Origin of the sequence: Azospirillum humicireducens, assembly GCF_001639105.2 — a bacterium.
Classification (GTDB): Bacteria; Pseudomonadota; Alphaproteobacteria; order Azospirillales; family Azospirillaceae; genus Azospirillum; species Azospirillum humicireducens.
The window spans coordinates 376,602-402,195 of record NZ_CP028906.1; the positions used below are offsets into that span (position 1 = coordinate 376,602).

Annotated in this window: 16 protein-coding genes and 1 pseudogene; 4 read left to right on the plus strand and 13 right to left on the minus strand. The window is 69.6% G+C overall.

What is annotated here, in order from left to right:
• Positions 1–512 precede the first annotated feature (512 nt).
• The 10 genes from A6A40_RS26210 to A6A40_RS26255 form a co-directional block, all read right to left on the minus strand.
• Positions 513–2,105, minus strand: coding sequence for an MBL fold metallo-hydrolase (locus A6A40_RS26210; RefSeq protein ID WP_108548773.1), 1,593 nt, complete (start codon positions 2,103–2,105; stop codon positions 513–515).
• A gap of 24 nt (positions 2,106–2,129) precedes the next feature.
• Complete coding sequence (locus A6A40_RS26215; RefSeq protein ID WP_108548774.1) at positions 2,130–3,617, minus strand: thymidine phosphorylase family protein; 1,488 nt, start codon at positions 3,615–3,617, stop codon at positions 2,130–2,132.
• A gap of 176 nt (positions 3,618–3,793) precedes the next feature.
• The gene (locus tag A6A40_RS26220; protein ID WP_108548775.1) at positions 3,794–4,048 is read right to left on the minus strand and encodes a hypothetical protein; all 255 of its coding nucleotides are present in this window, start codon (positions 4,046–4,048) and stop codon (positions 3,794–3,796) included.
• A gap of 244 nt (positions 4,049–4,292) precedes the next feature.
• Entirely contained in the window at positions 4,293–4,787 is a 495-nt protein-coding gene (locus A6A40_RS26225; protein ID WP_108548776.1) for a periplasmic heavy metal sensor, read from the minus strand.
• Positions 4,784–5,227, minus strand: a complete 444-nt coding sequence (locus tag A6A40_RS26230) for a hypothetical protein (protein ID WP_236784046.1) — start codon at positions 5,225–5,227, stop codon at positions 4,784–4,786. The genes A6A40_RS26225 and A6A40_RS26230 overlap by 4 nt, the downstream gene beginning before the upstream one ends.
• Before the next feature lie 11 nt (positions 5,228–5,238).
• Positions 5,239–5,805, minus strand: coding sequence for an RNA polymerase sigma factor (locus A6A40_RS26235; protein ID WP_236784047.1), 567 nt, complete (start codon positions 5,803–5,805; stop codon positions 5,239–5,241).
• 143 nt (positions 5,806–5,948) lie between these two features.
• Positions 5,949–9,068 carry an efflux RND transporter permease subunit gene (locus tag A6A40_RS26240; RefSeq protein WP_108548778.1) on the minus strand — a complete coding sequence of 1,040 codons (3,120 nt, stop codon included), beginning with the start codon at positions 9,066–9,068 and terminating at the stop codon, positions 5,949–5,951.
• Positions 9,069–9,075: 7 nt separating this feature from the next.
• Positions 9,076–12,216: a multidrug efflux RND transporter permease subunit gene (locus A6A40_RS26245; RefSeq protein ID WP_108548779.1), complete on the minus strand. Its 3,141-nt coding sequence runs from the start codon at positions 12,214–12,216 to the stop codon at positions 9,076–9,078.
• Positions 12,213–13,556 (minus strand): efflux RND transporter periplasmic adaptor subunit, encoded by a 1,344-nt coding sequence (locus A6A40_RS26250; protein WP_108548780.1) that lies wholly within the window; start codon positions 13,554–13,556, stop codon positions 12,213–12,215. Before A6A40_RS26250 ends, A6A40_RS26245 begins: the two co-directional genes overlap by 4 nt.
• A gap of 273 nt (positions 13,557–13,829) precedes the next feature.
• Positions 13,830–16,163 carry a mechanosensitive ion channel family protein gene (locus A6A40_RS26255; RefSeq protein WP_108548781.1) on the minus strand — a complete coding sequence of 778 codons (2,334 nt, stop codon included), beginning with the start codon at positions 16,161–16,163 and terminating at the stop codon, positions 13,830–13,832.
• Between the two features lie 190 nt (positions 16,164–16,353).
• Here A6A40_RS26255 and A6A40_RS26260 point away from each other — a divergent pair, with 190 nt between their 5' ends.
• From A6A40_RS26260 to A6A40_RS26270, 3 genes are all read left to right on the plus strand, one after another.
• Entirely contained in the window at positions 16,354–17,055 is a 702-nt protein-coding gene (locus A6A40_RS26260) for a GntR family transcriptional regulator (RefSeq protein ID WP_108548782.1), read from the plus strand.
• A 95-nt stretch (positions 17,056–17,150) separates the two neighbouring features.
• On the plus strand, positions 17,151–18,188 hold the full coding sequence (locus tag A6A40_RS26265) for a phosphotransferase (protein ID WP_108548988.1): 1,038 nt from the start codon (positions 17,151–17,153) through the stop codon (positions 18,186–18,188).
• 6 nt (positions 18,189–18,194) lie between these two features.
• On the plus strand, positions 18,195–19,511 hold the full coding sequence (locus A6A40_RS26270; protein WP_108548783.1) for an aspartate aminotransferase family protein: 1,317 nt from the start codon (positions 18,195–18,197) through the stop codon (positions 19,509–19,511).
• A 34-nt stretch (positions 19,512–19,545) separates the two neighbouring features.
• Here the strand turns inward: A6A40_RS26270 and A6A40_RS26275 are convergent, their stop codons facing one another.
• Positions 19,546–20,208, minus strand: coding sequence for a DUF1345 domain-containing protein (locus A6A40_RS26275; protein ID WP_108548784.1), 663 nt, complete (start codon positions 20,206–20,208; stop codon positions 19,546–19,548).
• A 33-nt stretch (positions 20,209–20,241) separates the two neighbouring features.
• Entirely contained in the window at positions 20,242–21,861 is a 1,620-nt protein-coding gene (locus tag A6A40_RS26280) for a VTT domain-containing protein (protein WP_236784048.1), read from the minus strand.
• Between the two features lie 361 nt (positions 21,862–22,222).
• Here A6A40_RS26280 and A6A40_RS26290 point away from each other — a divergent pair, with 361 nt between their 5' ends.
• Entirely contained in the window at positions 22,223–23,401 is a 1,179-nt protein-coding gene (locus tag A6A40_RS26290) for an acyl-CoA dehydrogenase (RefSeq protein WP_108548786.1), read from the plus strand.
• 591 nt (positions 23,402–23,992) lie between these two features.
• On the opposite strand, the pseudogene A6A40_RS32360 reads toward A6A40_RS26290, so the two are convergent.
• Positions 23,993–25,159, minus strand: a pseudogene (locus A6A40_RS32360) (HAMP domain-containing protein); the annotation flags it as partial.
• Positions 25,160–25,594: the final 435 nt, after the last annotated feature.

The window sequence follows — 25,594 nt, forward strand, 5'->3', positions numbered from 1 at the left end:
GCCGGCCGCGGCGGCGATGGCCTCGTCGGCGCTGGCGAGGTGGCTCTTGGCGGCCTCCAGGGCGGCGTCGGCGGTGCGGCGGCTGTTGCGGGCCTGATCGACCCGCTGTTCGGAGACATGGCCCTTGCCGAACAGGATCAGCGCCCGCTCCATCTCCTTGGCGGCGAAATCGGCCTCGCTGGCGCGCTGGGCGACCAGGGCCGCCGCTTCCTCGCGGGCACGGCGGGTCTGGCGCAGCTGGGCCTCGGCGGAGCGGAGCTGCGCTTCGAGGTCGCGGGTGTCCAGCGTGGCGATGACGGCGCCGGCCTCCACCAGATCGCCCTCCTCGACCGGGATGGTCAGGACGCGGGCGGCGTATTTGGTGGCGATGTCGATCTCGTTCGCCTCGATCCGGCCATTGCCGGAGGCGAAGCCGGCGGGCAGGCGGTTGCCCTGCATCGCCCGCCAGCCATAGGCGGCCCCGGCGCCGAGCAGCGCCAGCAGGGCGACGGCGATGAGAAGGCGCTTGAAGGTCATTGCCGGGTTCCTTTCCCAGTGCCGAGAGCGCCCATCACGCCGGCCAGGATGCGGTCGCGCGCCGCGTCGTCGGGGGCGGCATCCAGCGTGCGACGCAGGGTCAACAGCGCTTCGGCGTAATGGTTGTGCCAGTCGCTGCCGGCAAGGCCGGCGGGGGCGAGGCGGGGATGTCGGTCGGCCGGAGCCAGCGGGCGCGGGGCGGCGAGATCGACGAGGTCGTCCAGCGCCGGCTGGGCGATGCGCTCCGCCGACCAACCCTTGCCGAGCAGGGCCTGCCGGATCGAGGCGCGGGCGGCGTCCTCGCCATGGACCAGGAACAGGCCGTGGCCGACGCCGTGGCGGGCCGCCACCCAGTCCAGCAGGGCGGTGCGGTCGGCATGGCCGGAATAGACGTCGATGGAGCGCACCCTGGCTTTCACTGCGATCTCCTCGCCATGGATGCGGACGCGGGACGTGCCCTCCTGCAGCAGGCGCCCCAGCGTGCCGGGGGCCTGATAGCCGACCAGAAGCACGGTGTCCTGAGGGCGCCACAGGCGGTTCTTCAGGTGGTGGCGGATGCGGCCGGCGTCGCACATGCCGCTGGCCGCCATGACGATGGCGCCGCCGGAAATGCTGTTCAGGCGCTGGCTGTCGGGCACGCCGCGGACATGGTGGAAATTGGCGCGGGTAAAGGGGTCGCCGTCGGTCTCCAGATCGTCGAGATGGCGGCGGAAGACGCCGGTCACCGCGTCGGCGAGCGGCGAGTCGAGGAAGACATCCACCGCCGGCAGCTGGCCGCTGTCGAACAGGCAGTCGAGGTCGTAGAGCAGTTCCTGCGTGCGCTCCACCGCGAAGACCGGGATCAGCAGGACGCCGCCGGCTGCCAGCGCCGTGGAAACCTCGGCGCGCAGCACCGCCTGCCGTCCGGCCTCGTCGAGGTCGGTGCGCTCGCGGTCGCCGTAGGTGGTCTCCAGCACCATCCAGTCCGGCCGCTCCGGCCCGTCGGCATCGGCATGGAAGCTCTTGCCGCCGGGGCCGAGGTCGCCGGAGAACAGGATGCGGGTGGGCTCCGCGGTGCCGCTTACCGCTTCGATCTCGATGGAGGCGGAGCCCAGGATGTGGCCGGCCTGCCAGAAGCGGGCGCGCAGGCCCGGCAGGATCTCGGTCCAGCGGTCGTACTCGACGCGGCGCAGCCGGCGCAGGCTGCGGATGGCGTCGTCCTGGGTGTAGATCGCCTGGACCGGCGGGCGGCCGCGCTGGCGGTTGCGGCGGTTGAGGCGCTCGACCTCGCCCTCCTGGATGTAGCCGCTGTCGGGCAGCATGTACTCCAGCAGGTCCACCGTGCCGCCGGTGGCGTAAATCCGGCCACGGAAGCCCAGCCGGGTCAGTTTCGGCAGCAGGCCGGAATGGTCGATGTGGGCGTGGGTCAGCAGGACGGCCTTGATCGCCGCCGGATCGAAGGGAAAGGGGCGGTAGTTCAGTTCCCGGATCGTCTTGGTGCCCTGGAACATGCCGCAATCGATCAGCACGTCGCCCGCAGGTGTCGACAGGCGGAAGCAGGAACCGGTCACCGTTCCGGCGGCGCCATGGAAGGTCAGCGACAGGGACATGGGGTCTGCTCCTCGATACTGTCGTTACTTCACCATTACCCCGCTGTTTTCCGCGGCATGGGCCTGGGCGAAGGTGAAGTCGGCGTTGGTGCTGGCGTGGATGCGGTACAGCGGTTCGCCCCGGCGCACGCGCTCGCCGACCTTGCGCAAGAGGTCGATGCCGGCCCCCTTGTCGGTGGGCGCGCCGGCCAGCCGGGCGATGCGGGCGAGGCGGTAGCAGTCGAGCGACGACACCACCCCGTCGGCGGGCGAGGCGATCTCCGCCACCAGCGAGCCGAGAGTCGCCACCACCGGCGGCGGCCCCTGCATCGCGATGATGCGTTCCATGGCGGCGAGCGCCGCGCCCGACTCCAGCAGCTCGCGCGCCCGGCGGGTGCCGCTGCCGCCGCGGACGGCGGGGTCGAATTCCAGGATGCGGCCGGCCAGCAGCAGGGCGCGCTCCTTCAGGTCGGCGGGCCCGGCGGGGTCGTTGCGCAGCACGGCCATCACGTCGCGCGCCTCCAGCACCGGGCCGATGCCGCGCCCGACCGGCTGCGAGCCGTCGGTGATCGCCACCTCCAGAGTCAGGCCGAGACGGTCGCCGACATGCTCGAACAGCTTGCGCAGGCGCACCGCCTCGCCCGCCGTGCGGATCTTGGCGCTGGGGCCGACGGGGATGTCGATCAGCAGATGGGTGGATCCCGCCGCCACCTTCTTCGACAGGATCGAGGCGACCAGCTGTTCGCGGGTGTCGATGGCGAGCGGCCGTTCGACCGAGATCAGGATGTCGTCGGCCGGTGACAGCCGGACATGGCCACCCCAGACCAGGCAGCCCTTGGCCTCGTGCACCAGGGCCTGCATGCGCTCCACCGGCAGGTCGACATTGGCCAGTACCTCCATGGTGTCGGCTGTGCCGGCGGGCGACGTGATGGCGCGCGACGAGGTCTTCGGAATCGGCAGGCCGTGGGCGGCGACGATGGGCACCACGATCATCGAGGTGCGGTTGCCGGGAATGCCGCCGATGCAGTGCTTGTCGGCGACGGTGCCCAAATCCTGCCAGTGCAGCCGGGTGCCGGCGGCGATCATGGCGCGGGTCAGGCCCAGCACCTCCGCCGTCGTCATGAAGCTGGCGCAGGCGATCAGGAAGGCGGCGATCTCGATCTTGGAATAGCGCTGGTCGGTGATGTCGCGGATGATCGCGGCCAGCTGCCCGTCGGTCAGCGCCGCACCGCCGACCTTGGCCCGCACCAGTTCGAAACTCTCCGGCGGGGTCGGGGGCACGAGATGGACGGCGGAGCCCGCCGCCAGCCCGAGCTGGCCGAAGGCGGGGTCGGACAGGCCGATCTCGTCGGGAGCGACGATGGCGGGGTCGTCGACGATGTTCAGCACGGCCAGCAGGGAGCGGCCGTCGTTCCGCACCTCCACCCGGCCCAGCCCGAGGAAATCCTCGACATGGTAGCGGGTGCAGCGGCGGTTGAGGAAGGCGACGTTCTCCCGGACGGTGTCGATCGCCAGATGTCGAAGCGTCAGCATGGGAACAGTCTACGCCGGACCGCGCCCAATAGAGACGCCCAGCCCGCGCGTCAGCCATACCGGTCTTTGCACGCCCCGCTTGATCCGGATCATTGGCGAAACGGCGGGGATGTGTTCAAGAGAGGCGTAGCCATGCTGCCGCAGCATGCCGCAGCACCGGCACAGCCGGGCGCTGTCTACTCCCGCCGGCCCATCAACCCTTCCAGCTTGGCGAAATCCACATATTGCGCCGGCCGGTCCTTCAACAGGTCCGGGGAAGCCTGGGCATTCTCCCGCGCGCATTCGGCGACATAGCGGGCCAAGAGGTCGCGCATGACCTCGGCCAAGGGCGTCTGCCGCTGGCGTGCGTAATTCTTGGCGACATCTTTGATTCGGCGATCAACGCGCAAAGAGATCGTCGCCTTCTTTGGATGAAATGGATCTCCGATCATGACGATCCCCCACCAATCTTGCCGATCCTCGTCATTTGGATATGCCGGATCGGCGGTGGATACAAGGATCGTCGGGAAGACGGGTGATAAAACTTGGGGATGATAACTTGTGGATTTGTGTGGATAAAATTTCCGCCGGTTTTCTTCTCCACAGAATCTGTGGATAGATGTGTGAGCAATCCCCGAACAGAATCATCCACACCCTTCCGCCCAGCCTGTCCGACCTGTGGATGAGTGGGTTTGCTTATTTTTTAGGCGCAGCTGGCGTGGCGGTGGACCCCGGACCGCCGACCAGCCTCAGGCGGCCGGCGGGGGACAGGTCGGGCAGGATGGACAGGACGGTTTCCTCCGTCAGCTCGCCCATCTGGCGGTGTTTGGCGCGGGCCGCCTCCGTCGCGACGCGCAGGGAGTCGTAATCGACGGGATCGGCCTGCAGCAGGGTGCGCACCCGCTGTCCGGCCTCGTGATACTCCTGGGTCAGCGCGTCGAAGCGCGGCCGCAGCGGCTCGAAGGCGGCGCGCAGGCGCCGCGCGTCGGCATCGGACAGGTCGGAGGCCATCCGCTCGACGAAGCGGTCGGGCATCGGCCGATGAGGGGACTGGTGGAACGGCGGGGGAGACTGGCGGACGGTCGCGACCAGCATCGCGCCCAGGAACAGGTTCAGCGCCAGCGAGGCCAGCGCCAGCGTGCGCAGGCCCGGCCGCCGCAGGATTTGACGGGGCAGGGCGGAACCGCTCATCGGGGCTCTCCATCGAACAGGGTGATGACCTCGTCATGCAGAAGGGCCAGCTCCTGGCCGCGTGCCGCCTGGGGAGCAGCTGCCGGCAGCGTGCCGGCGAGCCAGCCGCCGGTGAGCCAGCCCAACGCCAGCAGGGCGGCGCAGAAGCCCGCCGCCGTCCGCCGCGGCATCCGCCCCAGCAACAGCAGCACCAGCCCGTCCTGCGGCACGGCGCGGGCGGCGGCGCCGGCCGCCGACAGCAGGCGGTCGATGCGGGCATCCTCCACCATGGGCGGGCTGCCGGTCAGCAGCCGGTCGAAGGCCAGCGCCTTGTCCGCCGCCGACCGCAAGGCGGGGGAGCGGGCAAGCGCGGCCTCGGCCCCGGCGCGCAGCTCGGGCGGCCAGCGGTCCGGGGAGGCGCCGTAGTCGTCCAGGTGGCGGAGGAAGTCTTCGTCGGTCATCGCATCCTCCTTCACGGTTCCTCTCCGGCGGCGAGCGCGGTCCTCAGCGCCGAGCGGGCGCGGGCGAGCAGCGAGGCGAAGGCGCTTTCGCCGAGGCTCAGCACCTCGGCGGCCTGCCGCAGGCTGAGGCCCTCCTGGTGGAACAGCACCACCGCGGCGCGCTGGCGGTCGGGCAATGCTGCCAGCGCCCGGTTGACGCGCTCCGCCGTCTGGCGTTCGGCGATGCGGGCGAGCGCGTCGGGCGACTCGTCGGGCGGATCGCCGGCCTCCTCCAGCGGCGACCAGCCGGGCCGTCGGCCGCGGTCGATGGCGAGGTTCATGACGATGCGGTAGAGCCAGGTGGTGAAGGCGGCCCGCCCGCCGTCCCAGCGCGCGGCATGCTGCCAGACCCGCAGGAAGGCCTCCTGCGCGATCTCGTCGGCGTCGGACGGGTTGCCGGTCATCCGCTGGGCGAGCGCCACGGCGCGGCGCATGTGGCGGGCGGCCAGCCGGTCGAACGCCGCAGCATCGCCGCCGGCCACGCGGGCCATCAACTCGTCGTCCGTGCCGCTGGCCTCGATCACCGGGGGTCCGCTCATGCCGTGGGCGGGAACTATGCCCAAGAGAGCGAGGGGGTGCCAGCGTTGGGATTTCTCCCAACCCGGCGGTATCTCCCTCTCCCCCTCCGGGGAGAGGGGAACTTGTCCGGTGTAGCAAGATCAGGAAACCCATCGCCGCCCCCCTATTCCGCCGGGGCGGCGATGGCGGCGCGGCGGTTGCGGCGCATCGCCAGCCGTTCCAGGGTCAGATAGACCACCGGCGTGGTGTAGAGCGTCAGCATCTGGCTGACCAGCAGGCCGCCGATGATGGCGACGCCCAGCGGGCGGCGGATCTCGCCGCCGGTGCCATAGTCGAAGGCGAGCGGAACCGCGCCGAGCAGCGCCGCCATCGTCGTCATCATGATCGGGCGGAAACGGACCAGACCGGCCTCGCGGATCGCCTCCAAGGGCGACAGGCCGCGCGTCCGCTCCGCCTCCAGGGCGAAGTCGATCATCATGATGGCGTTCTTCTTGACGATGCCGATCAAGAGGATGATGCCGATCAGCGCCACGATCGACAGGTCGTAGCCGGTCAGGATCAGCGCGATCAGCGCCCCCAGCCCGGCCGACGGCAGGGTCGACAGGATGGTCAGCGGGTGGATCAGGCTTTCGTACAGGACGCCCAGCACGATGTAGATGGTGATCAGCGCCGCAAGGATCAGCAGCGGCTGGCTGGAGGAGGATTGCTGGAAGGCCCGCGCGTCGCCCTGGAAGCCGGCGCGGATGCCGGCCGGCATGCCGATGTCCTCCGCCGCGCGCTGGATCACCTCGGTCGCCTGGGACAGCGAGACGCCGGGCGCGAGGTCGAAGGTCAGGTTGGCGACCGGAAAGCCGCTCTGGTGCTGGATGCTGGAGGCCTGGTTGCCGATGACGACGCGCGCCACCGCCGACAGCGGCACCATGCCCCCGGTCCCGCCGACATAGATGCGCTTCAGGTCGTCGGGGCCGAGCGCCTCGCGGGGATCGACCTCCAGCACCACCTTGTGCTGGTTCTGCGCCAGATACATGGTGGAAACCTGCCGCTGGCCGAAGGCGTCGTACAGCGTCGCCTCCAGCTCGCTCAAGGTCACGCCCAGGCGCGCGGCGGCGTCGCGGTCGACGATGACGTTGGCCTGGATGCCGCCGTTCTGGCGGTCGTTGGCGACATCCACCAGCTCCGGCAGGGTGCGCATCTTCTCCACCAGCTTGGGCGCCCATTCGTTCAGCGCGCCGATGTCGGCATCCTGCAGGCTGTAGCGGTACTGGCTGCGGCCCTGGAAGCCGCCGACGCGGATGTCCTGCACCGGCATCAGGAACAGCTGCACCCCCGGCACCTTGCCGGCGCGCATGCGCAGCCGCTGGGTGACGGTCGCCAGATCCTCGCGCTCCGCCTTCGGCTTGAGCGCGATGAAGATCTGGCCGGAATAGGTGCCGCCCGGCCCGCCGCCGCCGATGGTGCCGCCGACGCTGGCGACCGCCGGATCGCCGGCCACCGCCTCCTGAAGCGCGCGCTGGCGCGTGACCATGGCGGTGAAGGAGATGTCCGGCGGCGGGTCGCTGAAGCCCATCAGCAGCCCGGTGTCCTGCTGCGGCACGAAGCCCTTCGGCACCTGCCCGTAGAGCCAGACGCTGACGCCGATGATGGCGAAGGTCGCCGCCAGCATGGTGCGGCGATGGGCCAGCACCCAGTCCAGCCCGTCGGCATAGAGCCCGAACAGCCGGTCGCCGATCCAGGCGAGCGCGCGGGCGAGCCGGCCGGGGGGCTTGCGCTCCGAGTCCGGCTGCAGCAGGTGGGCGCACATCATCGGGGTCAGGGTCAGCGACACCACCGCCGAGACGGCGATGGCGACCGACAGCACCACCGCGAACTCCCGGAACAGCCGGCCCTGGATGCCGCCCATGAACAGGATGGGGATGAAGACGGCGATCAGCGACAGGCTGATCGACACCACGGTGAAGGCGACCTGCCGGGCGCCCTTCACCGCCGCCTCGAAGGGCTTGGCGCCCTTTTCGATGTGGCGGACGATGTTCTCGATGACGACGATTGCGTCGTCCACCACGAAGCCGACCGAGATGGTCAGCGCCATCAGCGAGAAATTGTCCAGGCTGTAGCCGACGATCCACATCACGCCGAAGGTGCCGGCCAGCGACAGCGGCACCGACGCCGCCGGGATGACGGTGGCCCACAGGCGGCGCAGGAACAGCGCCATCACCATCACCACCAGCGCCACGGTGATCGCCAGCGTCTTCTGCACGTCGTCGATGGAGGCGCGGATGGTCGGCGTGCGGTCGGTGCGCACCGACAGCTGCACACCCGGCGGCATCCAGCCGCGCAGGGTCGGCAATTCGGCGTTCACCCGGTCCACCGTCTCCACCACGTTGGAGCCCGGCTGTTTCTGGATGTTGATCAGCACCGCGCGCTGGCCGTCCTGCCAGGCGGCGGTGCGGCTGTTCTCCGGCGCCTCGATCACCTCGGCGACGTCGCCGAGCCGGATGGTGGCGCCGTTCTTCTCGGTCACGATCAGCCGGCGGTAGGCGTCGGCGCCGAACAGCTGGTCGCTGGCGCCGATCGACCAGGACTCGTGTGTGCCGTCGAAGCTGCCTTTCGGGCCGTTGGCGTTGGCGCGTGAGATGGCGCTGCGGATCGTCTCCAGGCTGACGCCCATGTTGGCGGCGGCGGTGGCGTTGACGCGCACGCGCACCGCCGTCTTCTCCGCCCCGTTGATGGAGACCTGGGCCACCCCCTCGATCTGGCTCAGCCGCTGGCCGATGACGCTGTCGGCGAGATTGTACAGCTCCGACGGCGCCAGGGTGGTGGAGGTCATGGCCAGCGTCATCACCGGCGCGTCGGCCGGGTTCATGCGCCGCATCTTGGGCGGGCTCGGCAGGTCGGCAGGCAGGTCGCCGCCGGCGGCGTTGATCGCCGCCTGGACGTCGCGCGATGCCGCCTCCACGTCGCGGTTCAGCTCGAACTGCACGACGACGGAGGTGCTGCCGAGCTTGCTGTTCGACGTCATCTCGGTGATGCCGGCGATGCGGGACAGCCGCCGTTCCAGCGGCGTGGCGACGGAGGAGGCCATCGTCTCCGGGCTGGCGCCGGGAAGCGAGGCGGTGACGACGATGGTCGGGAACTCCACCTGCGGCAGCGGCGCCACCGGCAGGAAGCGGTAGGCGACCATGCCGAGGATCATCAGCCCGACCATCAGCAGCGAGGTGCCGACCGGCCGTTCGATGAAGGGGGCGGAGAGCGACAGCCTGGACGGAGAGCTTGCGGGGGAGGCCATGGGCGGCTTACTCCGCCGCCGCGCGGCCGGGCGCCCGGTCGTTGCCCGGCAGTGCCGCCGCCTTGCTGCCCGGCCGCAGCCAGCGCCGCAGACGGGTGCCCAGCCGGTCCATGTAGAGATAGACCACCGGCGTGGTGTAGAGCGTCAGAACCTGGCTCAGAACCAGCCCGCCGACGATGGCGATGCCCATCGGCTTGCGCAGTTCCGACCCGGTGCCGTTCTCCAGCGCCAGCGGCAGGGCGCCGAGCAGCGCCGCCATCGTCGTCATCATGATCGGGCGGAAGCGCAGCAGCGACGCCTCGTAGATCGAGCGTTCCGGCGCCATGCCCTGGCGGCGTTCGGCCTCCAGAGCGAAGTCGATCATCATGATGGCGTTCTTCTTGACGATGCCGATCAGCAGAACGATGCCGACCAGCGCGATCAGCGACAGGTCGTGGCCGGTCGCCATCAGCGCCAGAAGCGCGCCGATGCCCGCCGAGGGCAGGGTCGACAGGATGGTGACGGGGTGGATCGTGCTCTCGTACAGGATGCCCAGCACGATGTAGACCGCGACCACCGCCGCCAGGATCAGCCAGGGCTGGGTTTCCAGCGAGCTGCGGAACTCGGCGGCCGTGCCGGCGAAGCGGGCGGTCGCGGTGTCGGGCATGCCGATGCTCTCGCGCGCCTGCTGGATCGCCGCCACCGCCGCCCCCAGCGAGACGCCGGGCGCGACGTTGAAGGACAGGGTGACGGACGGGAACTGTCCCTGGTGGGTGATGACCAGCGGGGCCGTCCTGCGCTCCACCGACACCACCGCCCCCAGCGGGACGACCCCTCCGCTGCTGTTCTTCACATAGATCTTGGACAGGGACGCCGGGTCCATCTGGAAGGACGGCTCCACCTCCAGGATCACGCGGTACTGGTTGGTCTGGGTGTAGATGGTCGAGACCTGCCGCTGGCCGAAGGCGTCGTACAGCGTATCGTCGATGGCCTGCGGCAGAACATTCAGGCGGCTGGCGGCGTCGCGGTCGATGGTCAGGTAGACCTGGAGGCCGTCCGGCTGCTGGTCGGTCGCGACGTCGGTCAGCTCCGGCCTTGCGCGCAGTGCGTCGAGCAGGCGCGGGGTCCAATTCTCCAGCTCGCGCGGGTCGGCATCCTGCAGGACATACTGGTACTGGGTGCGGCTGACCCGGCTGTCGATCTGCACATCCTGCACCGCCTGCATGAACAGCGAGACGCCCTTCAGGTCGCCGGTGGCGGTGCGCAGGCGGGCGATGATCTCCTCCGCCGAGGAGCTGCGCTCGCCGCGTGGCTTCAGCGCGATGGTCAGGCTGCCGGTGTTGGTTGTGGCGTTCACCGTGCCGGTGCCGACGAAGCTCGCCACCCCGGCCACGTCGGGATCGCGCCGCACGATGTCGGCGACCTCGCGCTGGCGCTCCGCCATCGCCTTGACCGAGATGGACGGGGCGGCGTCGGTCACGCCGGTGATGACGCCGGTGTCCTGCTGCGGCAGGAAGCCCTTGGGCACCACGTCATAGAGGTAGAGCGTGGCGGCCAGCGTGGCGATGGTGAAGATCAGCGTCGCCGGCTGGTGGCGCAGCACGACGCGCAGCGAGGCGGCATAGCCGTTCAGAAGCGCGTCGAAGCCACGTTCGGTCCAGCGGAAAAAGGCATTGGGTTTCGTCTCTGTTTCGGGCTTGAGCAGGCGGGCGCACATCATCGGCGTCAGCGTCAGCGAGATCACCGCCGACACCAGCACCGCGATGGACAGCGTGATGGCGAACTCTCGGAACAGCCGGCCGACCACGCCGCCCATGAACAGCAGCGGGATGAACACGGCGATCAAGGACAGGGTCAGCGAAACGACGGTGAAGCCGATCTGGCGGGCGCCCTTCAGGGCCGCCGGCAAGGGCTTCTCGCCCTTCTCGATGTGGCGGACGATGTTCTCGATCATCACGATGGCGTCGTCGACGACGAAGCCGGACGCGATGGTCAGCGCCATCAGCGACAGGTTGTCCAGGCTGAAGCCGCACAGCGCCATGATGCCGAAGGTGCCGATCAGCGACAGCGGCAGCGCCGCCGCCGGGATCACCGTCGCCCACGCCTTGCGCAGGAACAGGAAGATCACCATCACCACCAGCCCGGCGGTCAGCACCAGCGTCTTCTGCACGTCCACCACCGAGGCGCGGATGGTCTCCGTCCGGTCGGTCAGCACCGCCATGTGGATCTGCGGCGGCAGCGTGGCCTGCAGCGACGGCAGCAGGGCGCGGATGCGGTCCACCGTGTCGATGATGTTGGCGCCGGGCTGGCGCAGCACGTTCAGCAGGACCGCCGGCTTGCCGTCATGCCAGGCCGCCAGCCGGGTGTTCTCCACCGAATCGACCACGGTGCCGATGTCGGACAGCCGCACCGGGCCGCCGTTCTTGTAGGTGACGATGATCGGGCGGTAGGCGGCGGCGGTCTCGATCTGGTCGTTGACGCCGATGGACCAGGACTGGCGCGGGCCGTCGAAGCTGCCCTTTGGCGCATTCACGTTGGCCTGGGTGATGGTGGTCCGCACATCCTCCAGCGTCAGGCCGAGGCCGGCGACGGCGGCGGGATTGACCTGCACGCGCACGGCGGGGCGCAGGCCGCCCTCGATCCCGACATAGCCGACGCCGTCGACCTGGGACAGCTTCTGCGCCAGCAGCGTGTCGGCGGCGTCGCTGACCGTTTCCAGCCGCAAGGATTCCGAACTCAGCGCCAGCACCATGACCGGCGTGTCGGCCGGGTTGACCTTGTCGTAGACCGGCGGATTCGGCAGGCCCTTGGGCAGCGTGCCCGACGCGGCGCTGATCGCCGACTGCACGTCCTGGGAGGCGGCGTCGATGTCGCGGGACAGGTCGAACTGCAGGGTGATGACCGACAGCCCGAAGGAACTGGTCGAGATCATCGAGGAGATGCCGGCGATCTGGCCGAGCTGCCGTTCCAGCGGTGCGGTGACGGAGGACGCCATCACGTCGGGGGCCGCCCCCGGCAGCTGGGTGGTCACGCGCACCGTCGGGAAATCGACCGTCGGCAGCGAGGAGATCGGCAGCGAGCTGTAGCCCAGCAGGCCGAGCAGCACGACCGCCAGCATCAGCAGCCCGGTGGCGACCGGCCGCAGGATGAAGGGGGCGGAGATGTTCATGAAGGTTGCCGCCCGTCACGCTGGCCGGGAGGGGGAGCGGTGCCGTTGTTCTCGCGCTGCTGCCGCTCGCGCCGCCGCTCCTCGCGGGCGGCCGGATCGGGCGCGGTGCCGGTCGGTGTGTTTGCAGCGGGTGCAGCCCCAGCCGGTGCGGCGGACGCGATGGGCTCGACGATGCGCACCTTGGAGCCGGGCTGCAGGCGGTATTGGCCGTCCACCACCACCCGCTCGCCGGGGGTCAGGCCCTCGTCGACGATGGCCTTGTTCTCCTCCTGGCGGGCGACCTTGATCGGGCGCTGCTCCACCGTCAGGTCGTCCTTGATCACATAGGCGTAGGTCCCCTGCGGCCCGCGCTGCACCACCGTCGAGGGCACCGTGGTGGCGTCGCGGCGGATGGTGGACAGCAGGCGGACATTGACGAACTGGCCCGGCCACAGCTTTTGCGGGTCGTTCGGCATCTCGGCCTTCAGGCGGATGGTGCCGGTGCCGCTGTCGATCAGGTTGTCCACCACGGCGAGCGCGCCGGTGTCCAGCACGCGCCGACCCTCGCGGTCCTGCACCTCCACCTTGACCGGCCCCTGCGCCTGGGCGGCCAGCACGGCGGGGAGCTGCTTTTCCGGCAGGGTGAAGAGCACGGCGATGGGCTGGATCTGGGTGATGGTGGCGATGCCGCTCTGGTCGCTCGCCCGCACGACATTGCCCTGGTCGACAGTGCGCAGGCCGATGCGGCCGCTGATCGGCGCGGTGACGGTGGTGTAGTTCAGCTGGACCCGCACCGCCTCGATCGCCGCCTCGTCGGCGCGGATCTGCGCCTCGTACTGGGCGACCAGCGCGCGCTGGGTGTCGACCGTCTGGCGCGACGCGAACTCCTTCAGGCCCATGTTGCGCTCCAGGTCGCGGCGGGCGTTGGCGAGCAGCGCCTCGTCCTGCGCCTTCTTCGCCTCGGCCTGGGCCAGCTGGGCCTGGAGCGCGCGGGAATCGATGGTCGCCAGCAGGTCGCCGGCCTTCACCAGCTGGCCTTCCTGCAGGGAGACGCGCTGAAGCTCGCCGTCGACGCGGGCGCGCACGGTGACGGTGTTGAAGGCCTGGATCGTGCCGATGCCGTCGAACCAGATCGGCACATCCTCGCGCGCCACCGTGCCGGCCTGCACCGCCACAACGGCGCTGCGGGGGCCGCCAGCCGGGCCGGGAGGGGCGCCGGGCGGACCGGGGGGCGGCCCGCCGGCCCCGGCGGATGGCGGTGCCGCAGGGGAGGTCAGCTTCTGCTGAACCGCGTAGCCGATGCCGCCGACCAGACCGGCGAGAACCACGCCGGCGACCACCGGCTTCCAACGAATCGTCATGACTGTCCCGACGCTTGCCGGGACGGCCGCAGGGCCGCCCCGGTCTTTCCCTTGTGCTCTTGATACGGGGCGGCGGTGCGGATTCGTCGGGGGGCGGGTGAATTTTTTCCGGCACCGGGGCGGTCGGCGCATCGTGCCTGCCGGGCGGGACGGTCATGCGCCTCCGGCACGATGTCGCGGGCGGCGATCCGGGTGCGGATCTCTCTTCCACCCTCCAGGATTTATGCGCCGCAGCCGCCCGTCAGGGGGCCCGGCCATGTCACCGGCGGCAGTTCACCGGCGGCCGTCCGCGGCGTCGGCGTCCAGCGCGCCCTCGCCGAGCGTGTGCAGGACGGCGCCGGCCGCCAGGTTCCGTGCCTCTTCTCCGGTCATGCCTCCCATGGGACCCCCGGCTTGGCCGGTCGCCGTAGCCTCGCCGGCGAAGCGGACCGTCACCTCGCGGTGGGCGAAGCGGATGCCCTCCCGGCGGAACAGGGCGTGCAGTTCCTGGAAGACCCGCTTGCGGATCTCCCACTGGTCGCCCGGCCGGGTCATGAACTTGACGCGGAGGATCATGGCCGAATCCTCCATCTGGATGACGCCCTGCGACTTCAGCGGCTGCAGGAATTTCGGGCCCAGCTCCGGATCGTCGAGCAGCATCTGCCCGAGCTGCTTGATGTGCTTGCGGACCTTCTCGACGTCGGTGTCGTAGGTGATGCGCAGCGGCAGCTTCATGATGACCCAGTCGCGCGAGTAGTTGGTCAGCTGGTGGATCTCGCCGAAGGGGACGGTGTGCAGCGGACCGCGATGGTGGCGCAGCTGCATCGACCGTACGGAGATCTTCTCCACCGTGCCGCGGATGGATCCGATCTCGATGTATTCGCCTTTGCGGAAGGCGTCGTCGATCAGGAAGAAGGCGCCGGAGAAGATGTCGCGGATCAGCGTCTGCGCGCCGAAGCCGATGGCGATGCCGACGATGCCGGCCCCGGCGAACAGCGGGGCGATGTTGACCCCGAGATCCATCAGCACGCTGATCATGACCGTGCCGACGATCGCCAGCAGGATGACGTTGCGCACCAGCGGCAGCAGGGTCGCCAGCCGGCTGGCCGAGCCGTGGCCGCTTCCCTCGTCGCCGGGGACGGTGCCCGGCACCGGCCCCTCCTCGGCGATCCGGCGGTCGATCCCGATGCGGACGGCATGGTAGGCGACGTAGCCGATCAGGCAGATCGTCATGATGCTGATGAGCCGGCCGGCGGCATCGCCATGCATGCGCGGGACGTTCCACACCGACATGGTCGCCGCCACCCCGGCGGCAGCGGCGAGGATGCCCGCCACACGCCGGGCCAGAGCCTCGTAGCTGTCGAGGGTTGCGGGTCGTGGGGCATCCCGGACTTCGCCGTCGCCGTCCCGCGGACCGTCCCCCCCTTCGTCCTGGCTTTCCTCCAGCGGCCGCCACAAGGTCCGCCGCTGGTGGACCAGCCATTCGGTCGCGTAGGTGACGGCGGCGTAGACGCCGAGGATCGCCGCGGCCACCACATAGGCGCCGAGCAGCAGCGGCAGCTCGGTCGGCCAGCCGTGGATGAGGCGGTTGACCAGCGTCGCCCAGGCATAGGCGAAATAGGCGATGATCGCCGGAAGCCACAGGCGCAGGGCCATCCGCTCGAGCGGGGCGACCGTCGCGGCCGGGCGTCCGGACAGGAAGACGCGCTCCACCGTCCGGCGGTTGACATACAGCGCGAAGACCGTCGCCAGCACGGTCAGCAGACCGAACAGCGCGAACAGCACCGCATGCGGATCGTACGCCATCCCCAGCGCCTCCAGCCAGACGATGCAGCCGATCAGGGCGACGCCGACGGCGCCGCTCGCGGTCATGTCGCGCCGCAGACGTCGGGCGGCCGGTGCCAGTCCATCGTCCGTCGCGGCATTGGCGAACAGCACCAGCCGCCAGAACAGGGCGATGGCCCAGACCAGCAGATAGCCGGTTCCGGCAATGATGACGGTCTTCTCGGTGATCGGCGCCGGATCCGGCAACAGCGCGGTGATCAGCGCAATTCCGATCAGGGTCGCGAGGATCATGCCGCCCAGCGTCAGCAGCGCATGGGCGATCAGACGGGGGAAGCGGTCGGCCAGCGCCGAACCGCCCGGTCCCGGTTCGTCCCCGCGCGGCAGCAGGCGCCGGGCAACCAGCCGCCCATAGACCAGATGCTGTGCCGCGTGACCTGCGGCCATCGCACCGATGGCCAGGCCGACGATCCGCAGGAAAAAGGTCGGCGCGCCGGTCGGACTCCGTGCCGTCAAGGTGGTCAGGATGGCCGACGGGATCTCAGGTGTGGAACGCAGCCGCCTGGCGAGCTTGCCGCGGAACCCGGCCATGCGGTCCTGTCCCTCGCTGAGGATCGTCATCATCATGCCATCGCCCCCGCCCGCGGCAGCGGAGGGCGCGGGAGAAGAGGGAGCCGCAACGGCGGCCGGCGCCTGGATGGCCGGTGCGGGCGGCGAAGGTTCTTGAGCGGATGCCGCGGCGGCCGGCGCCATCGCCAGCAGCAGGAGCAGCGCGGCGGCCCGGAGCCGGACCGGCCACCGGAAGCGCCAGGGGAAGGCGCGGGCGAAGAGCGTGGCGGTCGGCATGGATGGCATCGCGAAGCTGGCGTCGGTCCCCGCCAGAGTAGCGCAGATCGCGCGGTCGTGAAGCGTCTCCTGCCGCCCCGCGGCCGGACCTGCGCCACATGCCGTCTTGACCTGCCCGGCCGTCGTGCGCCATGATGATGCATCATACAGCAGAGCCGGTCTTGTGTGACGGGCAGGCGACGGGCAGACGATGAGCGGGTTCGACCTCACCCTTCTCGAACATGACAATCTCGGAAGCACGATCTATCAGACGCTGTGCGGGGCGCTGATGAAGGGGGCGTTCAAGCCGAACGACCGCCTCCGCATCCGCGATCTGGCCGAACGGCTGGGGACCAGCGTCACCCCGGTGCGCGACGCCATCCTGCGGCTGGTGCAGGATCAGGCCCTGGTGCTGCGCTCGCCGCGCGACATCCGCGTGCCGATGCTGACCCGCGCCGCCTATCTGGAGATCCGCGACATCCGCGTCAGCCTGGAGGGCATGGCCGCCGCGCGCGCCGCCGGAAAGGCCACGCCCGCCCAGATCGCCGCGCTGGAAAGCCTGCTGGCGCGCAACGAGGAGGCGATGGCCGCCGGCAACACCGCGTTGGCCACCGAACTCAACCAGATCTTCCACTTCACGCTGGCGGAGATCGCGGACATGCCGATGCTCGGCGACATCCTGCGGCGGCTGTGGCTGCAGATGGGGCCGCTGATCGCCGACGTCTATGGCGGGGCCGGGCGCACGATGATCGACCATCATTACCCGTTGATGGATGCCATCCGCCGCCATGACGGCCCGGCCGCCGCCATCGCCATCCAGGCTGACATCCTGCTGGCCAGCGGCCCGATCCTGGAGCGGATCGACGCCGAGATCCCGGCTCCGGCCCCAGCGCCCGCCGCCCTCGTCTCCTGATCCCGCCGCCGGTCCGCCGGTTTCCGAACCCCCGCCCATCCATCAATATGATGCATCAAACATTGAATGCCGCGAACCACAAGGAGACATCGGCCATGACATCCGGTGATGTTCTGACCACCGTCGCGCCGCCGATCTCCCTGGAGCAGGCCGCCGCCATGATGCAGCGGTGTTTCGGGGTGAGCGGCACCCTGCGGACCCTGAGCAGCGAGCGCGACCGCAACTTCCACATCGCCGCCGCCGGAGGGCGGGGCTATGTGCTGAAGTTCACCAACCCGGCGGAACCGCAGCCTGTCACCAGCTTCCAGACCGGAGCGATGCAGCATGTCGCCGCGCGCGACCCGTCCCTGCCGGTGCCGCGGGTGGTGCCGACCCTGGATGGGGAGGCGCAGGCGATCGTCCGGGTTGACGGGCAGGCCATGGTGCTGCGGCTGCTGACCTATCTGGAGGGCACGCCGCTCCACGCCGCGCCGGCCTCACCGGGGCAGATGCGGGCGCTGGGCACGGTGCTGGCGCGGCTGGATCTGGCGCTGGCCGACTACGCGCATCCCGGCTCGGAGCGCGACCTGCTGTGGGACATCACGCGCACCGCCAGCGTCGCCGACCGGCTGCATTATCTGCCCGACGGCCCGCGCCGCCGGATGGTGGAGCGTTTCGTCGCCCGCTTCGCCGATACGGTGGCGCCGCGGCTGCCCGCCCTGCGGCATCAGGTGATCCACAACGACCTCAACCCGCACAACGCCGTGGTCGATCCGGTCGGGCACGAGACGGTCACCGGCATCATCGATTTCGGCGACGCGCTGAAGGCGCCGCTGGTCAACGATCTGGCGACGGCGCTCGCCTATCACGTCACCAGCGGCGAGACGCCCTTCGGCTCGCTGGTCGAGATGGCCGGCGCCTATTGCGCAGTGCTGCCGCTGACGGCGGAGGAGGTGGACCTGCTGCCCGATCTGGTGGCGGCCCGGCTGGCCCTGACCATCGCCATCACCGGCTGGCGGGCGGCCGAATATCCGGACAACGCCGCCTACATCCTGCGGAATTCCGAACGCGCCTTCGCCGGGCTGGAAAAGCTGACCGGCGACGAGGGCGCCATCGCGCACCGCCTGCTCCTTCTCGCCTGCCAGAGAGTGTGACCCGTCATGACCATGATCAATGCCTACGCGCCCGACTCCGCCGGAACCCTGCCGGAGCGCGAGCGCGCCCTGATCGGCCGCCGCGAGAGGCTGCTCGGTCCGGCCTACCGGCTGTTCTACGCCGACCCGATCCATGTGGTGCGGGGGGAGGGCTCATACCTCTTCGACGCCGACGGCAACCGCTATCTCGACGCCTACAACAACGTCGCCTCGGTCGGCCATTCCCGGCCGGAGGTGGTGGAGGCGATGGCGAAGCAGGCGGCCGTGCTGAACACCCACACGCGCTATCTGACCGACGGCATCCTCGATTTCGCCGAAGCCTTCCTGGCGGAGTTCCCGGCCGAGCTGTCGCACCTGATGCTGACCTGCACGGGCAGCGAGGCCAACGACCTGGCGCTGCGCGTCGCCCGCGTCCACACCGGCGGCTCCGGCGTCGTCATCGCCCACAATGCCTATCACGGCGTCACCTCGGCGCTGGCGGAGATGTCGCCCTCGCTGGGCGCCGCGGTGAAGCTGGGCGACCATGTCCGCGTGGTGCCGGCGCCGGACAGCTACCGCATCCCGGCCGCGGAGGTCGGCGCCGCCTTCGCCCGCTCGGTGGAGGCGGCCATCGCCGACCTGCGCGGGAAGGGCATCGCCCCGGCGGCGCTGCTGGTCGACACCATCTTCTCCAGCAGCGGCGTCTTCACCGATCCGGCCGGCTTCCTCGCCCCGGCGGTGGAGGCGATGCGCAAGGCCGGCGGCATCTTCATCGCCGACGAGGTGCAGCCCGGCTTCGGCCGGCTTGGCACCCACATGTGGGGCTTCGCCCGCCATGGGCTGGTGCCCGACATCGTGACGGTCGGCAAGCCGATGGGCAACGGCCACCCGGTGGCGGGAGCCATCTTCCGGCCGGAGGTGATCGAGGCGTTCGGCCGGAGCCAGCGCTATTTCAACACCTTCGGCGGCAACCCGGTGTCCTGCGCCGTGGCGCATGCCGTGCTGCGCGTCATCAAGGCGGAGCGGTTGCAGGAGAATGCCCTGGCCGTCGGCTCCCAGCTGATCGACGGCATCCGCGCGCTGGCCGGCAAGCATGACCTGATCGGCGACGTGCGCGGCAGCGGCCTGTTCATCGGCGTCGAGATGGTGCGCGACCGCAAGCTGAAGACGCCGGCGCCGGAGGAGACCGCCCGCGTGGTCAACGGGATGCGCCGGCGCCGGGTGCTGATCAGCGCCACCGGGCAGGAGGGGCACATCCTGAAGATCCGCCCGCCGCTGGTGTTCTCCGCCGCCGATGCCGCGCTGTTCCTCGCCACGCTGGACGAGGTGCTGGCGGGGCTGTGACGGGAGCTTGGCGGCGGGGCCGGACCTGGCCCCGTCAGCCGACCAGCCCGGCGGCCAGATTGATGCCCAGCGCCAGCACGGCCGTGTTGAACAGGAAGGACAGCGCGCCGTGCATCAGCACCAGCCGGCGCATGCCGGCGCTGCGGGTGGTGACGTCGGACACCTGCGCCGTCATGCCGATGGTGAAGCTGAAATAGAGGAACTCCAGATAGTCGGGGGAGCCGTTGCCGGGGAAATCCAGCGGCCGCTCCCCCGGGCTTTCTCCTTGCGGCCCGCCGTTCAGCCAATAGTCGTGGGCGTAGTGCTGGGCGAAGAAGACGTGCAGGAAGCCCCAGGACAGCAGCACCGTCGCCGCCGCGAGGCCCGCCGACAGCCCTTCATGGGGAGAGCCCTTGGCCGACACCAGTTCCACCGCGATGGCGGCCAGCGCGACGAGGGAGGCCAGCACCGCCCCGGTCAGCACGCCCCATTTGCCGGGATCGAGCAGCCGGGCCCGGCGCCGCATCGACGTCACGGTCGCCCGGCTCATCACGACGCTTGCCATCAGGATGTAGACGGTCACGCCCAAATCCCAGCCGGTCAGCAGGGCGGTGGACGGGCGGAACCACAGGGCGGCTGCGGCCCCCGAGACGAGGGCCACAACCAATGCGCTGGAGAGCGACGGGCGGTTGCGGAGATGGGTGAGGCTGCGGCGCATCGCGCCTCCGCTTGATCTTGACCGGTGGACAGATCAGTTGGAGGCGGGATAGAGCGGAAGCAAGGTCTGCTGGCGGCGCTGGTAGCTGATCAGCTCCCAGGCCGTCAGCGGTTTGGCGCCCTGCGCCCGGCAGGCGTCGGCGACCTCGAACATCAGGGCCTGCTGGTGGAACAGGGTGGCGTAGGCATCGCCCAGCCGGAATTCCGGATCCCACATGTGGATGGCCTCGGCGCCCGCCCCGTTCACCTCGATGATGCGGAAATCCTCGCCCACCGCCAACCGTTCCACCGAGGCGAAGCGCACGTCGAAGCGGCCGAAATGGAAGCCCGGCATCTGGTCGGCGATCTCGTCGAAGCGCGCGGTCAGCGTCGCGGTGACATGGCCGCAGGCATCCTTGTAGAGCCCGCCGACCCGGCTGCTGCCGACCAGCGACAGCCGCACCGTCCGGCCTTCCGCCGGCACCTCGTCCAGCCGGTCGGCCAGCGCCTCGTGGTGGAGGTCTGCCTTCCAGGAGGCGCGCGGGTCGGCGGCGATCAACTCGCGCAGGGTGGACCGGCCATCGCCCACCACATGGGGGTAATAGCGGAAGGTCATGGAGAAGATGCGGCCGTGCCGCTCGCCCGGCTTGCGGACATAGAAGATCCCGGCCTCGCCGGCATAGGGCACATGTTCCTGCAGGATCAGCCGCGCCTCGGCCGGGAAGCCGGCGAGATAGGCGCACAGGTCGGCGGAATCGCGCACCAGCCGCACGCCGATGCCGCGCCAGCCGATGTCCGGCTTGGCGACCAGCGGGAAGGACAGGCCGGCGCCGGACGCCAGCCGGTCGAGCGCCGCCGGGGTCAGCGACGGCCGGTTGACCAGCGCCACGGACCTTGCGGCCCATTGCCGCGCCCCCGGACCGATCAGATCCATGCAGGCGATCTTCGACTCGCCCAGCAGCCCGCCGGCCTCGATCGACGGGTTGGCGGCGGTCGGCAGGCTCAGACTGCGGTGGCGGATGCCCAGCGCGAACCACTGGACCACCAGCGGGATGTAGAACAGCAGCGGCGGAATGCGCTCCGCCCAGCCGATGGTGGGGGCGCCGGCCGGGACCACCGGCAGGCCGGGCAGGGTGATGGCGCGCGGGGTCGGATTGCGGTGCAGGGCGTCGCGCAGGCCGCGGGGAAGCAGCGGTTCGACCCTGGCCCGGAGGCGGCCGAACAGCGCGCGGGCGATGGACTGGGCGCGCCGCGTGCGCAGAAGCACCAGCAGGGCGGCGCAGCCGATGCCGATCACCTGCACCTGCACCGCCGCCGCCTCCAGCGACGAGGTCATCAGCGTCAGCAGAAGCCCGACATGGACCCCTGCCGTCACCAGCGTGATGACGATGAAGCGCAGGAACGGCACCCGCATCACGCCGCAGGCGAAGTAGGTGGGGAACAGGACGCCGGGGACGATCCGGCAAGTCACCAGGGTCGGCAGCAGGTTCTTCTGCAATGCCATGCGGCACCGCTCAAGCATTGGGCCATCGGTCCGGCGCCGGATCCAACTGACCCGCAGGGACAACAGTCCGAGGACGTAAATGAACAGATCGCCGACAACAATCCCGCACAGCAGCGTGATGGCGGTCACGCCGATGCTGACGGTGCCGACGCTGACCAGGCTGGCCCCCACCGCAATTGCAACGTCTTCGTGCAGAAGCGTAAGCAAAGCAAGGCCCAGCAAAAGAGGGAAACCGGCGAGGGCGGTTATTGGTTGCAGTGCAGCAAACACGGGCGGGATGTCCGATGGATGAACGGCGGTCAGGGTGCCATCGGCAAAATTGCATAGGTAATCGTAAGCATCACGTTAAAACTTTTGTGGAACCGGTGGGGGCGCCGACTGTTTTTCTTAAGACATATAAAAACGTTATGGCTAAGATAGAAAATATGTTTTTGCAGGTATGGCGACGGCGCGGCACAGTGCGGTTCAATCGATGACCGCCCATCGGCAACCGGCGGGACAACCGCCCTACGACACGACCAGGAGACGCACCGTGCAGAGCATCCAGTGGGACGACGCCTTCCTCCTTGAGAGCCAGCTGACCGAGGATGAGAAGCTGGTGCGCGACAGCGCCCGCGCCTACTGCCAGGACCGGCTGCAGCCCCGTGTCATCTCCTCCTTCCGTGAGGAGCGCTTCGACCGCGAGATCATGAGCGAGATGGGCGAGCTGGGCCTGCTGGGCCCGACCATCCCGGAGGAATATGGCGGGCCGGGCGTCAGCCACGTCGCCTATGGTCTGGTCGCCCGCGAGGTGGAGCGGGTGGACAGCGGCTATCGCTCCGCCATGTCGGTGCAGTCCTCGCTGGTCATGCACCCGATCTATGCCTATGGCAGCGAGGAGCAGAAGAAGAAGTGGCTGCCGCGGCTGGCCACCGGCGAGCTGGTCGGCTGCTTCGGCCTGACCGAGCCGGACCATGGCTCCGACCCCGGCGGCATGAAGACCCGCGCCACCAAGGTCGACGGCGGCTATCTGCTGTCCGGCGCCAAGATGTGGATCACCAACTCCCCCATCGCCGACCTTGCCGTGGTCTGGGCGAAGTCGGACGCCCATGACAACAAGATCAAGGGCTTCGTGGTGGAGCGCGGGACCAAGGGCTTCTCGACTCCGAAGATCGAGGGCAAGCTGTCGCTGCGCGCCTCTGTCACCGGCGAGATCGTTCTGGACGAGGCCTTCGTCCCCGACGAGAACCTGCTGCCCAACGTCTCGGGCCTCGGCGGTCCGTTCGGCTGCCTGAACAAGGCGCGCTACGGCATCGCCTGGGGCGTGATGGGTGCGGCGGAGTTCTGCTGGCACGCCGCCCGCCAGTACACGCTGGACCGCAAGCAGTTCGGCCGTCCGCTGGCCCAGACCCAGCTGGTCCAGAAGAAGCTGGCCGACATGATGACGGAGATCACGCTGGGGCTGCAGGCTGCCCTGCGGGTCGGCCGCATGATGGACGACGGCAGTTGGTCGCCGGAGGCGATCTCGCTGATCAAGCGCAACAACTGTGGCAAGGCGCTGGACATCGCCCGCGTCGCCCGCGACATGCATGGCGGCAACGGCATCTCCGAGGAATTCCAGGTCATCCGCCACATGGTGAACCTGGAGACGGTGAACACCTACGAAGGCACCCACGACGTCCACGCCCTGATCCTGGGCCGGGCGCAGACGGGCCTGCAGGCCTTCTCGTAAGGTCTTGAGAAAGCCCTCTCCCGCTCCGGGAGAGGGAGGGACCCGCCGCGGTGCGGCGGGAGGGTGAGGGGTGCTCCGAGGATCGGTGTGGTTGCGGATTGCTCGGAGCGATCCTGTCCTTTCCCGACCGGCAACGCCGGGTCTTCCCTCCTTCTCCCGGGGCGGGAGAGGGTGTTTTTCACGCCGCCTTCACATCCCCCGTCGCCTGCTGGCGGACTTCCGCCAGGAAGCGGTCGACTTCGGCGGCCAGCGCGCGGGTCTGGCCGGACAGGCCGCGGGCGGCGTCCTGCACGCCAAGTGCGGTGCTGCCGGCGCTTTCCGCCGTGTGGGCCAGGGCGGCGATGGTCGCAGACACGTCCTGGGTGCCCAGCGCCGCCATCTCCACCGCCCGCGCGATCTCCTTGGTGGCGGCGTTCTGCTCCTGGACCGACTGGGTGATGGTGCCGGAGATGCCGTCGATCTCGGTGATGGTGTTGCCGATGGCGCCGATGGCGTCGGCGGCCTCGCGCGTCACCGACTGCATGGCGTTCACCTGGGCTGCGATCTCGTCGGTGGCCTTGGCGGTCTGGTCGGCCAGCCCCTTCACCTCGNCTCGGCATTGGCGATCAACCCCTGGACGGTGGCGTTGGTGCGGTCGGTGTGGGACACCGCCTCCCCGGCGATGCGGGCGGAATGGCCGACCTGATCGGAAATGCCGCCGATGGAGCTGGCGAGTTCGGTCGCCGCCGCCGCAGCGGAGCGGACGTTGGACTGGATGTCGTCCGACTCGCGGGCGACGTTGCGGGTCTGGCTCGACGCCTCGCCCACCACCATCGCCATGCGGTCGGCGCTGTCGGCCATGCCGGCGGCCGACTCGGCGATGCCCTCGACCAGACGCTTCACCGTGCCCTGGAAGCGGTCGGCAAGGTCGAGCAGGGCGGCGCGCTTGGCCTCCTCCGCCTTGGCGTCGGCTTCGGCCTGGGCCGCGTGCATGCGGTCTATGGCGCGGGCATTGTCGCGGAAGACGGTGACCGAGCCGGCCATGGCGCCGATCTCGTCGGAGCGGCCGGTGCCGGGCACCTCGACGGACGTGTCGCCGCCGGCGAGCCTTGCCATCGCCGCCGACATGGCGCGCAGCGGGCGGATGACGATGCGGCCGAGCAGGACGTTCAGCAGGGCGATCTGCACCACCAGAGCGATCAGGCAGATGGCGATCTGGTTGCGCATCTGGGTGGCGATGGCGTCGATCTGCTGATCCAGGCTCCAGGCGATCTGCAGGGCGCCGACCAGCCGGTTGCTCTTTCCGGTCACCACCGGCACCGTCACCACGATGTGGCCGTTGGCGGAGCGGGTCTGCGCCCCCTTGCCGGCCAGCACCGCTTCGACCAGATCCTGATCGGCCTTCAGGTCGTATCTGGCGAAGCGCTGGTTGGAGAAGTCGGCCAGCGTTCCCGATGCGGTCGCGGCGCGCAGCGAGGCCAGTTGCACCTCGCTGCTTGCGGCCAGAGGCATGAACTCCGTCTCGATGGAGGCGCCGTCGCCGGCGACGAAGCTGGTCTTGGTGGCATTGGCCAGCATGTCCGTCTTGACGCGGGCGTCGTGCGTCGCCAGCCGCACCGCGTCGTCATACTGCATCTTGGCCTGCAGCCCCATGATGACGATGAAACCGCCGACGATGGCGGCGACGAAGGCCGCCGTCACCTTGCGGCCGACGCTCCAGAACCGACGCGGCCGGGATGCGGCCGCCTTGTCCACTGCCATGCTCTTGCCCCTTCCCATGCCGCCTTCGTTTGACTCCGGCCGCCGCCCGGCCGACGGCGCAACGATGCGCAGCCAGGGCACGACGGCGCGCCGCCGGCCATGCCGGCGTTCACTGTCGAAGTGTCAACGAATTGCAATATTTAAATGGTATTGTAACAGAATGCCACGGTCTGCGCCATGGCCTTCTTCTCTGACTTTCGGGTGGTTGCCAATCGTAATGGCAATCCCAAAGTCCTGTATTGGCATGGTTGAAGTAAAGGCGCCATCGTCTCTTTGACAAGATGGCGCCCATTCATGCCGGTAATGTTGCCAATCCGGATTTTGCTCTGTCGATTTTGTGTCTTTTCCCGATATGATCCGGCTCTTTGCGGGGGCGGACCATATCGGGAAAGGATGGTTTCAGCCGCGGGCCGGATTGCGCTCCCGCCATCCGAACGGCCCGGCGGTCTCATA

What these genes read in the sequence shown, in the direction of transcription:
- A6A40_RS26260 (WP_108548782.1), top strand. Translation starts at nt 16,354, where the DNA reads ATGAGCGGGTTCGACCTCACCCTTCTCGAACATGACAATCTCGGAAGC.
- A6A40_RS26240 (WP_108548778.1), bottom strand. Translation starts at nt 9,068, where the DNA reads ATGGCCTCCCCCGCAAGCTCTCCGTCCAGGCTGTCGCTCTCCGCCCCC.
- A6A40_RS26250 (WP_108548780.1), bottom strand. Translation starts at nt 13,556, where the DNA reads ATGACGATTCGTTGGAAGCCGGTGGTCGCCGGCGTGGTTCTCGCCGGT.
- A6A40_RS26265 (WP_108548988.1), top strand. Translation starts at nt 17,151, where the DNA reads ATGACATCCGGTGATGTTCTGACCACCGTCGCGCCGCCGATCTCCCTG.
- A6A40_RS26210 (WP_108548773.1), bottom strand. Translation starts at nt 2,105, where the DNA reads ATGTCCCTGTCGCTGACCTTCCATGGCGCCGCCGGAACGGTGACCGGT.
- A6A40_RS26255 (WP_108548781.1), bottom strand. Translation starts at nt 16,163, where the DNA reads ATGCCGACCGCCACGCTCTTCGCCCGCGCCTTCCCCTGGCGCTTCCGG.
- A6A40_RS26230 (WP_236784046.1), bottom strand. Translation starts at nt 5,227, where the DNA reads ATGACCGACGAAGACTTCCTCCGCCACCTGGACGACTACGGCGCCTCC.
- A6A40_RS26215 (WP_108548774.1), bottom strand. Translation starts at nt 3,617, where the DNA reads ATGCTGACGCTTCGACATCTGGCGATCGACACCGTCCGGGAGAACGTC.
- A6A40_RS26235 (WP_236784047.1), bottom strand. Translation starts at nt 5,805, where the DNA reads ATGAGCGGACCCCCGGTGATCGAGGCCAGCGGCACGGACGACGAGTTG.
- A6A40_RS26270 (WP_108548783.1), top strand. Translation starts at nt 18,195, where the DNA reads ATGACCATGATCAATGCCTACGCGCCCGACTCCGCCGGAACCCTGCCG.
- A6A40_RS26275 (WP_108548784.1), bottom strand. Translation starts at nt 20,208, where the DNA reads ATGCGCCGCAGCCTCACCCATCTCCGCAACCGCCCGTCGCTCTCCAGC.
- A6A40_RS26225 (WP_108548776.1), bottom strand. Translation starts at nt 4,787, where the DNA reads ATGAGCGGTTCCGCCCTGCCCCGTCAAATCCTGCGGCGGCCGGGCCTG.
- A6A40_RS26220 (WP_108548775.1), bottom strand. Translation starts at nt 4,048, where the DNA reads ATGATCGGAGATCCATTTCATCCAAAGAAGGCGACGATCTCTTTGCGC.
- A6A40_RS26245 (WP_108548779.1), bottom strand. Translation starts at nt 12,216, where the DNA reads ATGAACATCTCCGCCCCCTTCATCCTGCGGCCGGTCGCCACCGGGCTG.